Source organism: Bacillus sp. 7894-2 (genome assembly GCF_002272225.1).
Taxonomy (GTDB): Bacteria; Bacillota; Bacilli; order Bacillales; family Cytobacillaceae; genus Cytobacillus.
Genome location: NZ_NPDG01000088.1, coordinates 15,335 through 27,645, shown reverse-complemented (window position 1 = coordinate 27,645; position 12,311 = coordinate 15,335). Strand labels below are relative to the sequence as shown.

Annotated in this window: 14 protein-coding genes; all 14 read left to right on the top strand. The window is 40.6% G+C overall.

Annotation, left to right across the window (positions count from 1 at the left end; all coding sequences use genetic code 11):
- Positions 1-76: 76 nt before the first annotated feature.
- The 14 genes from CHI10_RS13055 (at position 77) to hepT (ending at position 12,206) form a co-directional block, all read left to right on the top strand.
- A complete protein-coding gene (locus CHI10_RS13055) occupies positions 77-685 on the top strand; it encodes a YphA family membrane protein (protein ID WP_095244698.1) in 609 nt (202 codons plus the stop codon).
- Positions 682-1,569, top strand: a complete 888-nt coding sequence (locus CHI10_RS13050; RefSeq protein ID WP_095244697.1) for a YIEGIA family protein — start codon at positions 682-684, stop codon at positions 1,567-1,569. The genes CHI10_RS13055 and CHI10_RS13050 overlap by 4 nt, the downstream gene beginning before the upstream one ends.
- Before the next feature lie 3 nt (positions 1,570-1,572).
- Positions 1,573-1,758 (top strand): capping complex subunit for YIEGIA, encoded by a 186-nt coding sequence (locus CHI10_RS13045; protein WP_048008161.1) that lies wholly within the window; start codon positions 1,573-1,575, stop codon positions 1,756-1,758.
- A 240-nt stretch (positions 1,759-1,998) separates the two neighbouring features.
- Positions 1,999-3,309 carry a ribosome biogenesis GTPase Der gene (der, locus tag CHI10_RS13040; RefSeq protein ID WP_095244696.1) on the top strand — a complete coding sequence of 437 codons (1,311 nt, stop codon included), beginning with the start codon at positions 1,999-2,001 and terminating at the stop codon, positions 3,307-3,309.
- Between the two features lie 96 nt (positions 3,310-3,405).
- On the top strand, positions 3,406-4,467 hold the full coding sequence (locus CHI10_RS13035; RefSeq protein WP_179289033.1) for an NAD(P)H-dependent glycerol-3-phosphate dehydrogenase: 1,062 nt from the start codon (positions 3,406-3,408) through the stop codon (positions 4,465-4,467).
- A 241-nt stretch (positions 4,468-4,708) separates the two neighbouring features.
- Entirely contained in the window at positions 4,709-4,912 is a 204-nt protein-coding gene (locus CHI10_RS13030) for a DUF2768 domain-containing protein (RefSeq protein ID WP_095244694.1), read from the top strand.
- Between the two features lie 25 nt (positions 4,913-4,937).
- A complete protein-coding gene (locus CHI10_RS13025; protein WP_095244693.1) occupies positions 4,938-5,651 on the top strand; it encodes a hypothetical protein in 714 nt (237 codons plus the stop codon).
- A 349-nt stretch (positions 5,652-6,000) separates the two neighbouring features.
- Complete coding sequence (spoIVA, locus tag CHI10_RS13020) at positions 6,001-7,479, top strand: stage IV sporulation protein A (protein WP_035330137.1); 1,479 nt, start codon at positions 6,001-6,003, stop codon at positions 7,477-7,479.
- Positions 7,480-7,962: 483 nt separating this feature from the next.
- Entirely contained in the window at positions 7,963-8,235 is a 273-nt protein-coding gene (gene hbs, locus CHI10_RS13015) for a non-specific DNA-binding protein Hbs (protein ID WP_009332755.1), read from the top strand.
- A 209-nt stretch (positions 8,236-8,444) separates the two neighbouring features.
- On the top strand, positions 8,445-9,011 hold the full coding sequence (gene folE, locus CHI10_RS13010; RefSeq protein WP_095244692.1) for a GTP cyclohydrolase I FolE: 567 nt from the start codon (positions 8,445-8,447) through the stop codon (positions 9,009-9,011).
- A gap of 120 nt (positions 9,012-9,131) precedes the next feature.
- A complete protein-coding gene (mtrB, locus tag CHI10_RS13005) occupies positions 9,132-9,368 on the top strand; it encodes a trp RNA-binding attenuation protein MtrB (RefSeq protein WP_048008168.1) in 237 nt (78 codons plus the stop codon).
- Between the two features lie 279 nt (positions 9,369-9,647).
- Complete coding sequence (locus tag CHI10_RS13000; protein ID WP_095244691.1) at positions 9,648-10,457, top strand: heptaprenyl diphosphate synthase component 1; 810 nt, start codon at positions 9,648-9,650, stop codon at positions 10,455-10,457.
- 3 nt (positions 10,458-10,460) lie between these two features.
- Positions 10,461-11,162, top strand: coding sequence for a demethylmenaquinone methyltransferase (gene menG, locus CHI10_RS12995; RefSeq protein ID WP_095244690.1), 702 nt, complete (start codon positions 10,461-10,463; stop codon positions 11,160-11,162).
- 81 nt (positions 11,163-11,243) lie between these two features.
- Positions 11,244-12,206, top strand: a complete 963-nt coding sequence (gene hepT, locus CHI10_RS12990; protein WP_095244689.1) for a heptaprenyl diphosphate synthase component II — start codon at positions 11,244-11,246, stop codon at positions 12,204-12,206.
- Positions 12,207-12,311: the final 105 nt, after the last annotated feature.

The following is a 12,311-nucleotide window of genomic DNA, read 5'->3' as shown; positions in this document are numbered from 1 at the left end:
ATTTGGCAATGCTTTTGAATTTGAAGGGTTAATTTACATACGAAGTAGCCATAATGGAAATGATAGGAGGTAGAGGATGGAAGGATTATTTTTTTATTGGATTTCCTGGATGGTTTGGATTATGGCGACTTTTTTTATGGCTCGAACGAATAAATACCGGTTTTTATTGTCTGCCTGGATCTTATGCTTAATGATCCTGTCACCCTTGACACTTAATATCCTTAATTTTGAAATTGGTATCGCTGCACTTTTTTTGCTTGTATCACTATATATTTTCGCCCGGAGACTAAAAAAGTTGAGCAAACTTTATTTCCTTTTTTGCACATTCATCCTGATGATGGCCTATGTCACTTTTCACCTTTTTGAACTGTTTGATCCTGTTTGGGTGATTTTCCCCCGGGAATGGATGCTTTCATTCCTTATGGTTTATATGGCTGTACTCCTGCAAAAAAACAGAATGCTCAGGCTGCCGTTAATATTGCTCGGGGGCATCCAGGGAGAATTTCTATATGCCTTTATCCTTAAACCATTTTCCTTTCCGTATACGATTGGATCATTGGCCTTTTTGGATATCATGAGCATTTCATTTTCCATATCGGCTTTATGGATTGCGGTGCATTGGACGGTCCAATACATTGAAGCCAACTTTAAACATTTTGAAAGGGAGAAACAAAAATTATCATGAGTGAATACACATACCCGATTCTTTTTGGTCTGGCTATAGGAACCTTGACACGTATTTATATGCTTCGGACCGATTACCGTCAATACCCTACATATTTGCACGGGAAAATTATTCATGTTGCTTTAGGATTCATTGCTGCAGGCCTTGGAACGGTGGCTATTCCTTCAATTATGGAGGAAGACTTCACAGCCGTCACCTTTCTGACTCTGGCTGCATCCCAGTTTAGAGAAGTCAGAAATATGGAGAGAAACACACTGACTGAACTGGACAGCTACGAAATGGTTCCGAGAGGAAAAACATATATCGAAGGTGTAGCAATAGCCTTTGAAAGCAGGAATTATCTTGTAATCTTCACATCATTGCTTAGTACGCTAGGCTATCTGCTGTTTAATATATGGGGAGGTCTTGCGGCAGCCGTTCTTGCCATAGTGGTTTCCACGAAATTAATGTCGGGTGGAAGGCTGAAGGATATTGTAGATGTTGAGTTTGTGGAACCGCGTTTTGATGGAGCAGGCTTGTATGTGGACAATATTTACATTATGAATATCGGTTTGCCTGAAAGGCAAGAGGAAGTGCTCCGATATGGCATGGGCTTTATTTTAAATCCAAAAAATTTCAATGCCCGATCCACTATTGCCAATCTGGGACAGAGGCAGGCTATATTGCATGATGTTTCTACTGCTTTGGGTGTTTACCGGGATTCAGGGACTCCTGCGCTTGTTCCTCTGGCAAAAAGGGATCTGGATGATGGGCGAGTTGGGGTATTTGTTTTGCCCCAGGTAAAGGATGTTAATAAAGCCCTAAAAGTCATCGAAGCAGTCCCGACACTCGAAAATGCGATTAGGATGCCTTCTGAACGGCAAACGAATGGGAAAGGAAGTTAGAGTATGGTGCTTGAAAAATACATACTGGCTGCTATTACAACAAATCCATCCAAGATACCGTCAGGGACTGCCGTTTTTCATTGTGAAGATAAAAAAGAAATGGAAATCATCGCAGCCAATCTTGAAGCAATTCTAGACGGAATTGCCCATGCCTTAACAGAAGAACTATATGTAATTGTTAAGCATTAAGGGAGGTTTCCAAGTTTTTCATTGCCGTGAAGGTTTCTCTTTGTTAAAATATCTAAGTTAGACCCTTCTATCTTTGAGAAGGGTTTATTTTATAAATGTAAAGCGGTTTGGATGGTTTTAACATCAATGTAGTGTTATTGTGGACAGCCATCTGTATGCTTACTTTAAGTAAAAGGCATTTCTGGAACATAGACGCAAAGTTTAACAATTTAAGAATAAAGAATTGAAAGGGTGATGTTCATGGCAAAACCAGTTTTGGCTATTGTCGGGCGTCCTAACGTTGGCAAATCAACGATATTTAACAGAATTGTAGGAGAACGGATATCGATTGTCGAAGATATTCCGGGAGTGACCAGGGACAGAATTTATAGTTCTGCAGAATGGCTGACTCATGATTTTAATATTATTGATACAGGCGGAATTGATATTGGGGATGAGCCATTTTTAGATCAAATTCGTCTTCAGGCAGAAATTGCGATAGATGAAGCTGATGTCATTGTCTTTCTTGTGAACGGAAGAGAGGGTGTCACAAGCGCAGATGAGGAAGTTGCAAAAATTTTATATAAAGCCAAAAAGCCTGTAGTTCTGGGTGTGAATAAGATTGATAACCCTGAGATGCGGGATTTGATTTATGACTTTTATGCACTTGGCTTTGGTGAGCCGTTTCCGATTTCAGGTTCTCATGGTCTTGGTCTTGGAGACTTGCTTGATGAAGCTGCCAAGCATTTTCCGAAACATGGCCAAAGTGAATATGGAGAAGATGTCATTAAGTTTTCATTAATTGGCCGCCCGAATGTCGGGAAATCCTCCCTTGTAAACGCAATGCTTGGTGAAGAACGGGTCATTGTCAGCAATATCGCAGGCACCACAAGAGATGCAATCGACTCGAAGGTGAAAGTGGATGGACAGGAATATGTCATCATCGATACTGCGGGTATGCGGAAAAAAGGGAAAGTGTATGAAACAACAGAAAAGTATAGTGTACTAAGAGCCTTGAGGGCAATCGAGCGTTCCGATGTTGTCCTGGTGGTTATTGATGGGGAAGAAGGAATCATTGAACAGGACAAGCGCATTGCCGGTTATGCTCATGAAGCAGGCAGAGCTGTTGTAATTGTTGTCAATAAGTGGGATGCTGTTGAAAAAGATGAGAAAACAATGAAGGCATTTGAACAAAATATCCGTGAGCATTTTCAATTCCTGGATTATGCACCTGTTGTTTTCCTTTCTGCCAAAACGAAAAAGCGTATTCATACACTTATCCCAATGATTAACACAGCCAGTGAAAATCATTCTTTGCGTGTTGAAACAAGCGTCCTGAATGATGTTGTCATGGATGCTATTGCAATGAACCCAACGCCAACAGATAAAGGAAGACGCCTAAGGGTTTATTACACCACACAGGTTGCTGTGAAGCCGCCGACATTTGTTGTGTTTGTCAATGATCCTGAACTTCTTCATTTTTCATATGAACGTTTCCTGGAAAACAGAATCAGGGACGCTTTTGGTTTTGAAGGCACACCTATTAAGATATTTGCAAGGGAAAGAAAATAATGCGATGACGCCGGCCGGGAAGCTTTAAAATGTGTCTGGCAGGCAGAATCGGATGAATTTTCAATGCATCCAAATACATTAAAAGGCAGTGATCAAATGGAGCGGAAAAAAGAAAGTGTAGCTGTAGCAGGTGCCGGCAGCTGGGGTACTGCCCTGGCGATGGTGCTTGCGGATAATGGGCATGACGTCAGATTGTGGGGCCATAATCCTGATCAGATAGAGGAAATTAATAAGCACCATACTAATCAAAAATATCTATCAGGAATACATCTGCCTGCAGAAATAAAGGGATATACATCGCTTGAAGAGGCTTTAAGCGGAACTGACACCTTGATTTTGGCAGTGCCGACAAAGGCCATTCGTGAAGTAATCGGGAAGATCAAGGGAATTAGAAAAGAGCCCCTGACTATTGTGCACGTAAGTAAAGGAATAGAACCTGATTCACTTCTCAGAATTTCTGAAATGATTGAAGAGGAAATGCCCGGAAACCTTCTGGACAGTGTTGTGGTGCTCTCAGGCCCAAGCCATGCAGAAGAAGTTAGTCTGAGGCATCCAACTACTGTTACGGTGTCTTCAAAAGATATGGACGCTGCCGAAAAAATTCAGGATTTATTTATCAATAACAATTTCAGAGTATATACCAACCCCGATATCATTGGAGTGGAAATTGGCGGTGCTTTAAAAAATATCATCGCCCTTGCTGCCGGAATTACAGATGGCTTAGGTTATGGAGACAATGCCAAGGCAGCCTTGATAACCAGAGGTCTTGCTGAAATCGCCCGTCTAGGGATGAAGATGGGGGCAAGCCCGCTTACCTTTTCCGGATTAGCGGGGATCGGGGACTTGATCGTTACATGTACCTCCGTCCATTCACGCAATTGGAGAGCAGGAAACCTTCTTGGAAAGGGACATAATCTGCAGGAAGTCCTGGATAATATGGGCATGGTCGTAGAGGGAGTCAGAACAACAAAAGCAGCGCATCAGCTGGCTCAAAAATATAACGTGAAAATGCCAATTACCACTGTTCTGTATGATGTTCTTTTTAATAATGTGAATGCGAAGGATGCTGTTGAACTTCTGATGGGAAGAGGAAAAACACATGAGATGGAAGACCTCGCGAACGTTTTGGAAGATCAAAGCGGGAGTAAAAAAAACTGATATCGATATAAATATAAAAATATAGGCATTAGATGATGCGAGACAGCAGGTTCCTGCATACAATGCAACGAAGCAAACTAGTGTAATGAACAGGGTGCTGGGTTATTTAGTCAAATGGCTGAGGTAAAGAATTGCCCCTTCTTTGCCTCAGTTTTTTTGTGTTCATTTTTTCGTGATGAAAAGCTTTTAGATTTATCCATTTAATATGTTATAATACATTTCGGAAAAGGGAGTTGATTATATGTCACCGTCTTTAATGAAAATGTGGATATCTCTAGCCTCTATGGGATTTATGTTTTTATCTATAATATTAATTTATCTTAGCCGCTACAAGCTGAAAGCTGGAGTTTTTAAGGTAATTACAGCATTTGTTGCCTACTTTTTAATGATAATCAGCGGAATTATTATAGTGATTGTCGTGTTCAGCGGTCCGACAAGCAGCTAGCACTTTTACATAAAGGGTTGATTAAATGAAAAAAACTTTTAACATGTTTTTGCTTTTGCTGAGCGGTGTTTTGATTCTGACAGGCTGTATGTATCCTGAAGAAAAATTATCCCAAAATCAGATAGCCTATAAGGATCAGATTCAATCTGTCCAGTCTGCAGTGGATCAATACAGGGAAGCAAATGGTGGTCTTCTGCCGATTAAAACCAAGGGGCAGACAACTCCTATCTATCAAAAATATCCAATCGATTTTAAAAAAGTTGCTCCGGAATATATGGCAGAGCCGCCTGGAAATGCCTTTGAATCCGGCGGGGTTTTTCAATATGTGATTGTTGACGCAGAAACAGATCCGAAAGTGAAAATTTTTGATTTAAGAATTGCTGAAACAATCAGGGATATTAACCTGAGGATTAAAGCACATGGATTCCCGCCATATAAAGAGCAAATAGCTGAAAATGTTTATACAATGGACTTTAAAAAATTGGGATTTAAGGAAGAGCCAAAAGCCCTCAGTCCTTATAGCGGCCAGAGCCTTCCATATGTCGTAACCGGCAATGCTGAAGTATATGTAGATTATCGGGTTGATTTGTATAAGGCATTGGAGAATAAGAAGAACAAACCTGAACTTGGAAAGGATATTAGAAATCTTCTTGTAGAGGATTCTGATTTTGTTCCCGCCTATTCACTGCCTTATACGATTGAGCCCGGCACAAATGATCCAATCTTTTTGGTGAAATAGTCATAACCCTTCTCCTGCAAAATATATTGTAGGAGAAGGGTTATTTTTTTATTTATTTTTATAACCACTCTTCAACTAATGACTAAAAGCATAAAGGCAAAGAAATAAAGGCGCAGGGGAGTTTCTAAATAATTAAGGAAATTTGGAATGGCCTGCTGTCCATTCCGGACTGTCATAGCATTGGAGCTCTACAGCTGGGCTGACAGGTGCAGTGCACTTTCCTGATAGGGGGGTAAAAAAGAAAAAAACTGTCATAACAATGTAGGACAACATCATACACATATAATGTCCAAACATAATAGATAGGATAATATTATCCCATTAACTCAAGATTTCAGGAGGGGATCACTTGGAAAAGGTTGATATTTTTAAAGATATTGCCGAAAGAACTGGCGGCGATATATATTTCGGGGTAGTTGGCGCAGTTCGCACCGGCAAATCTACATTTATAAAAAAGTTCATGGAATTGGTTGTACTGCCAAATATGGAAAACGAAGCGGAACGTGCCCGCACACAGGATGAGCTTCCCCAAAGTGCTGCCGGCAAGACAATTATGACCACAGAACCGAAATTTGTTCCTAACCAGGCTGCTACAGTTCATGTAGCAGAAGGGCTGGATGTAAATATCAGGCTTGTGGACTGTGTGGGATATACAGTACCGGGAGCGAAGGGCTATGAAGACGAAAACGGCCCGAGAATGATCAATACACCATGGTATGAAGAGCCGATTCCTTTTCACGAAGCTGCTGAAATAGGAACAAGAAAGGTGATTCAGGAGCATTCCACAATCGGAGTGGTGATTACAACAGACGGAACCATCGGGGAGATACCGCGTGCAAACTATATTGAGGCAGAAGAAAGAGTTATTGATGAGTTAAAAGAAGTTGGCAAGCCGTTTATCATGATCATTAACAGCGTCCAGCCTCACCACCCAAATACGGATGCCCTTAGAAATGATCTTGCCGAAAAATATGATATCCCTGTCCTGGCCATGAGCGTAGAGGGCATGAGAGAATCGGATGTATTAAATGTTATGCGAGAAGCTCTTTATGAGTTCCCGGTACTGGAAGTGAATGTAAATCTTCCAAGCTGGGTTATGGTGCTGCATGAAGATCACTGGCTTCGTGAAAGCTATCAGGAAGCAGTTAAAGAAACGGTTAAGGATATTAAGAGGCTAAGAGATGTTGACCGTGTGGTCCATCAATTCAGCGACTTTGAATTCATTGACCGGGCAGGCCTTGCAGGAATTGAAATGGGGCAGGGAGTAGCCGAAATTGACTTATATGCGCCGGACGATCTTTATGATGAGGTCCTTAAAGAGATAGTGGGTGTTGAAATCCGCGGAAAAGACCACTTGCTCGAGCTGATGCAGGAATTTGCCCATGCAAAAGCTGAGTATGATCAAATTTCCGATGCGCTGAGAATGGTGAAGCAAACCGGCTACGGCATCGCTGCTCCTTCACTGGCTGATATGAGTCTCGATGAACCGGAAATTACACGCCATGGATCACGCTTTGGTGTAAGGCTTAAGGCTGTTGCTCCATCCATTCATATGATAAAAGTTGATGTGGAATCTGAGTTCTCTCCTATCATCGGAACAGAGAAGCAAAGCGAAGAACTCGTCCGCTACCTGATGCAGGACTTTGAAGATGATCCACTCTCAATCTGGAACTCCGACATCTTTGGACGCAGCCTCAGCTCCATCGTAAGAGAAGGAATTCAGGCAAAATTGTCCCTGATGCCTGAAAACGCAAGATATAAACTCAAAGAGACATTAGAAAGAATCATCAACGAAGGCTCGGGCGGATTAATTGCGATAATTCTTTAATGAAGGCTCCTTTTGGAGTCTTTTTTTGCGGTGGAATGAGTCGGGATCCGGGCCAACTTCGGACACAGGAGGAGAAAATCCAGTGTTCTAAGTCCGAACCCAGAGCACCTTAAAGGAACTGGCAACCCTTGCAATTTGAAATAATATGTTTCAACCCGTATGATAAGGGTAATTAAACGAGGTCAGCGTATTACAAATATGTTGCAAATAAGAAAAGATTCCCATTAAATCATGAAATATTCTTGATAACAGCATTTGATTGTGATAATCTTTTAACAGAATTACCGTTATGGCGGCCAAACCCTTATTTTAAAAGGGTTTATAATGATTTTTTGATTGAAAAATTTCAATTTATCATTTAATATAAGGCTTGTTAAACAAAAACACGCCATAACGTATAGAATTCAGTAATTTTGTTTACAAATGTATGTAAGGAATCTTATTTTACTGGGTTTTATCCATATTTGGGAGGAGGTGAAAGGCATGAACAAAACAGAACTAATTAACGCAGTTGCAGAGGCTGGCGAACTTTCTAAAAAAGACGCGACTAAAGCAGTTGATGCTGTTTTCGATACAATCCTTGATGCTTTGAAAAATGGTGATAAGGTACAACTAATCGGTTTCGGAAACTTTGAAGTTCGCGAACGTGCTGCCCGCAAAGGACGCAACCCGCAAACTGGCGAAGAAATCGAAATCGCTGCAAGCAAAGTTCCTGCTTTCAAACCAGGCAAAGCGCTTAAAGATGCAGTTAAATAATCTACATACAAGTGCTTAAAGCTTATGCTTGAGCAAAAAACCGCGATATATTCGCGGTTTTTTCTTTTTGTGTTACTGGCCTTTAAAAAGAAGAGGATTCACCCTGTTCACGGTATTTTATTTGAAGATGTTTCAGTTTTGCCTGAATGAAGGGGTTATGCTAATATGAACATATTATTACCACAGTGTTATACATAGGAGGCATTAATATGGCAGAGGTAAATCGTGCCCAGTTAGAAGATGCGGTGCGTTTAATATTGGAAGCAATCGGTGAAGACCCGAATCGTGAAGGACTTCTTGATACACCAAAACGAGTCGCAAAAATGTACGAAGAAGTTTTTATGGGACTTAACCAGGACCCTAAAGAATACTTTGATACAGTATTTGGCGAGGACCATGAGGAACTTGTTTTGGTTAAAGATATTCCGTTCTACTCTATGTGTGAACATCATCTTGTGCCTTTCTTTGGGGTTGCCCATGTAGCATACATCCCGCGGAATGGGAGAGTAACAGGATTAAGCAAACTCGCCAGAGCTGTAGAGGCAGTTGCGAAACGTCCTCAGCTTCAGGAACGCATTACATCTACTGTAGCAAATTCGATCCTGGAAAAGCTTGAGCCGCATGGTGTGATGGTTGTTGTGGAAGCAGAGCATATGTGCATGACAATGCGCGGAGTTAAAAAGCCCGGTTCAAAAACGGTGACATCAGCAGTAAGAGGCGTATTTGCAGAGGATGCAAGAGCACGTGCAGAAGTACTTTCACTGATAAAACAATAATATGGACTCTGTTTATGAATGAGTTTAGGCAATAAACAGATCAAAGGCTGAAAGATAAAACTTTTAGCCTTTTTTTATAACTAATTATCAATCACCAGCATATAGCAAAGGATGGTATGAATGGAAAAGAAAAATCCATCAGGAAACGATTATATTGTGATTAAAGCAAAAGAAGACGGTGTTAATGTAATAGGGTTAACAAGAGGATCCGATACAAGATTCCACCATTCAGAAAAACTTGACCAGGGAGAAGTCATGATTGCGCAATTTACAGAGCATACTTCTGCGATTAAAATCAGGGGGAATGCCAGGATCATGACAAGCTATGGAGAACTCGAAAGTGAGGCTAAGAAATAGCTTTCCCCTGGAATAGAAGGTCAGAATATTTTCATAAGATAATGTCCTGACATGTTCCTGTCATTTATGATATAATTGTCTCTGCTTGAATATTTCTCTTGAATACAAGATACCGGGTAAAAGGTTTTTTGCCCGTTTTATATTTAATAGGAAACAATGAATTGGTTAAAAATAGATAATAATATGTAAGGCGTTTTGTATCCGTTCTCTTTGTCGCGGTAATCACATGGAGAAATAGCGGCTGGGAAAAGAAAATTAAGGGGAAACAAGGGTGATGGCATGCATGATGTGAAGATTAAATTAGCAGATGTGAAAGAACAGATTGAAAAAAAAGTTAACCACCCTTATCTGCTCAGGTATATTGATTCACCTGTTATTGATGAAGACAAGCTTCTGCTTTTTATCTCTTTACTTGATGATGTGGAGATACCTGAATCAAAAGCAGAAAAATATGCAGTAACTGCAATGCTTATCCAAATCGCCCTTGATACCCACGAACTTGTTAAGAACGATGAATCTGAAGACAAAGGTCTTAAACATAGACAGCTTACTGTCCTTGCTGGTGTTTATTACAGCGGATTATATTACAAGATTCTCGCAGCTCTTGATGATATCAAAATGATCAGGGTCTTCGCGGATGGGATTAAAGATGTAAATGAGCATAAAATTTCGCTTTATCAGAAATCTCCTGAAGCGGTCGACACTCTGATGAGTTCAGTCAGGAAAGTAGAGGCGTCACTTTTTGAAAAGCTGGCTGACGCATTCAGCAAAACAGCATGGAAAGAAGTAATATCCAATCTTTTATTCATTAAGCGCCTGATTATGGAGAAGCAGCAGTTCATGAAGGAAGGCACCTCAGTTGTTTTTGAAGCGCTTAAAAAGCTGACTTTCCCAAAAGTGAAAGAGATGTCTGCTGAGCAGAGGAAATATCTGATTCTCATTTGCGACAGGTATATTGACTTTTCAAGGAATATTGTCGATCAATCACTGCTGAATTTTCCTATGGCAAATGAATTACTGGAGCAGCGTATTCACTGCATTTTCAATAATAATCAGTCTGTGGCTAAAACTTTTGTGGAAGAAGGATAAAATATGCAGCAATCAAAAGAAGAACGTGTTCATAGCGTATTTGAAAAGATTTATGGCAACTACGATAAAATGAATTCTGTTATCAGCTTTCAGCAGCATTTAAGATGGCGTAAAGATACAATGAAAAAGATGAATGTTCAAAAAGGTGCAAAAGCGCTTGATGTCTGCTGCGGAACAGCCGATTGGTCCATTGCGCTCGCTGAAGCCGTAGGTGAAAACGGTAAAGTGACAGGCTTGGATTTCAGCAAAAATATGCTGAAGATTGGTGAGGAAAAAATCAAAGAGCGGAAACTGAAGCAAGTGGAGCTTGTGCATGGTAATGCAATGGAGCTTCCTTTCGCTGACAATTCATTCGATTATGTGACAATCGGTTTTGGTCTGCGCAACGTGCCGGATTATCTGCAGGTGTTAAAAGAAATGAACCGTGTCGTAAAGCCAGGGGGTCTGGCAGTATGTCTGGAGACTTCTCAGCCAACACTGTTCGGATACAAGCAGGCATATTATTTCTACTTCCGCTTTGTTATGCCTATGTTTGGAAAGCTTTTTGCCAAAAGCTTTAATGAGTATTCCTGGCTGCAGGAATCTGCGAGAGACTTTCCCGGGATGAAAGAACTTGCAGGAATGTTCGAGGAAGCAGGTTTTAAAAACGTTACATTTAAGCCTTATAGCGGCGGAGTGGCTGCCGTACACATTGGAACGAAATAAAAAATAATAACTTGTTCTGTATGTTTCTCATGGAAAAAGAGAATAGATCAGACGGGATCGATAAGCTGGGTGAGTAAGCAAATGAAATTGAAAATGATGTATTCATTTTTAAATTCAGATTTAAATGTTATAGAAAACGAGCTGGAGGAGACGATTAAAGCTGAGTCTCCCCTATTGCATCAGGCTTCCCTGCATCTGCTGCAGGCCGGGGGGAAAAGAATCCGCCCAGTTTTCGTTTTGCTGGCTGCGAAGTTCGGAGAATACGATATTGATAAAATTAAAAACGTAGCTGTATCACTGGAGCTTATCCATATGGCGTCGCTTGTCCATGATGATGTTATTGATGATGCAGAACTGCGCAGGGGACAGCCTACCATCAAAGCAAAATGGGATAATAAGATTGCCATGTATACCGGTGATTATATTTTTGCGCGTGCGCTGGAATTAATAACAAATGTGGAAAATCCGCATGCCCATAAAATTCTCTCTCATACACTTGTGGAACTGTGTATAGGCGAAATAGAGCAAATTAAAGATAAGTATAACTATGACCAGAATATCAGGACATATTTCCGGAGAATTAAAAGGAAAACAGCCATGCTGATTGCTGTGAGCTGCCAGCTTGGCGGAATTGCGGCTAATGTAGAGGAAGATATACATAGAAAACTTTTTAAATTCGGCTATTATGTGGGAATGTCCTATCAGATCATTGACGATGTTCTGGATTTTGTCGGTACAGAAAAAGAACTTGGCAAGCCAGCAGGAGGAGATCTCCTTCAGGGAAACATTACGCTTCCTGCTTTATTTGCAATGGAGGATCATAGAATCTCCGAACAAATCAGAAGAGTCCACGAAGGTACTGAACGAAGTGATATAGAAAACATAATTGCTATGGTCAAATATTCCGGTGCAATTGAAAAATCTCTGCAAATTAGTGATAAATATCTGCAGAAAGCTTTAGCGGTACTTGAAGAACTGCCTCATTCCAAATCCAAGAAAGCTTTACGGGATATTGCAAAATTTATAGGCAAAAGAAAATTTTAATTTAGTGTACCAATTGCCAGCACTCTACCGGGTGCCGGCAATTTCTCTGTTTGGAAAGTTAAAATAAAAAAGCGCTTTCAAATTTATGTTGCTAAATTTTCAAAA

Bases quoted from the DNA above. Each gene is read 5' to 3' on its own strand.
- menG (WP_095244690.1), top strand. From the start codon at position 10,461: ATGCAGCAATCAAAAGAAGAACGTGTTCATAGCGTATTTGAAAAGATT.
- CHI10_RS13025 (WP_095244693.1), top strand. From the start codon at position 4,938: ATGAAAAAAACTTTTAACATGTTTTTGCTTTTGCTGAGCGGTGTTTTG.
- der (WP_095244696.1), top strand. From the start codon at position 1,999: ATGGCAAAACCAGTTTTGGCTATTGTCGGGCGTCCTAACGTTGGCAAA.
- hepT (WP_095244689.1), top strand. From the start codon at position 11,244: ATGAAATTGAAAATGATGTATTCATTTTTAAATTCAGATTTAAATGTT.
- CHI10_RS13050 (WP_095244697.1), top strand. From the start codon at position 682: ATGAGTGAATACACATACCCGATTCTTTTTGGTCTGGCTATAGGAACC.
- hbs (WP_009332755.1), top strand. From the start codon at position 7,963: ATGAACAAAACAGAACTAATTAACGCAGTTGCAGAGGCTGGCGAACTT.
- mtrB (WP_048008168.1), top strand. From the start codon at position 9,132: ATGGAAAAGAAAAATCCATCAGGAAACGATTATATTGTGATTAAAGCA.
- folE (WP_095244692.1), top strand. From the start codon at position 8,445: ATGGCAGAGGTAAATCGTGCCCAGTTAGAAGATGCGGTGCGTTTAATA.
- CHI10_RS13055 (WP_095244698.1), top strand. From the start codon at position 77: ATGGAAGGATTATTTTTTTATTGGATTTCCTGGATGGTTTGGATTATG.
- CHI10_RS13045 (WP_048008161.1), top strand. From the start codon at position 1,573: ATGGTGCTTGAAAAATACATACTGGCTGCTATTACAACAAATCCATCC.
- CHI10_RS13035 (WP_179289033.1), top strand. From the start codon at position 3,406: ATGGAGCGGAAAAAAGAAAGTGTAGCTGTAGCAGGTGCCGGCAGCTGG.
- CHI10_RS13030 (WP_095244694.1), top strand. From the start codon at position 4,709: ATGTCACCGTCTTTAATGAAAATGTGGATATCTCTAGCCTCTATGGGA.
- CHI10_RS13000 (WP_095244691.1), top strand. From the start codon at position 9,648: ATGCATGATGTGAAGATTAAATTAGCAGATGTGAAAGAACAGATTGAA.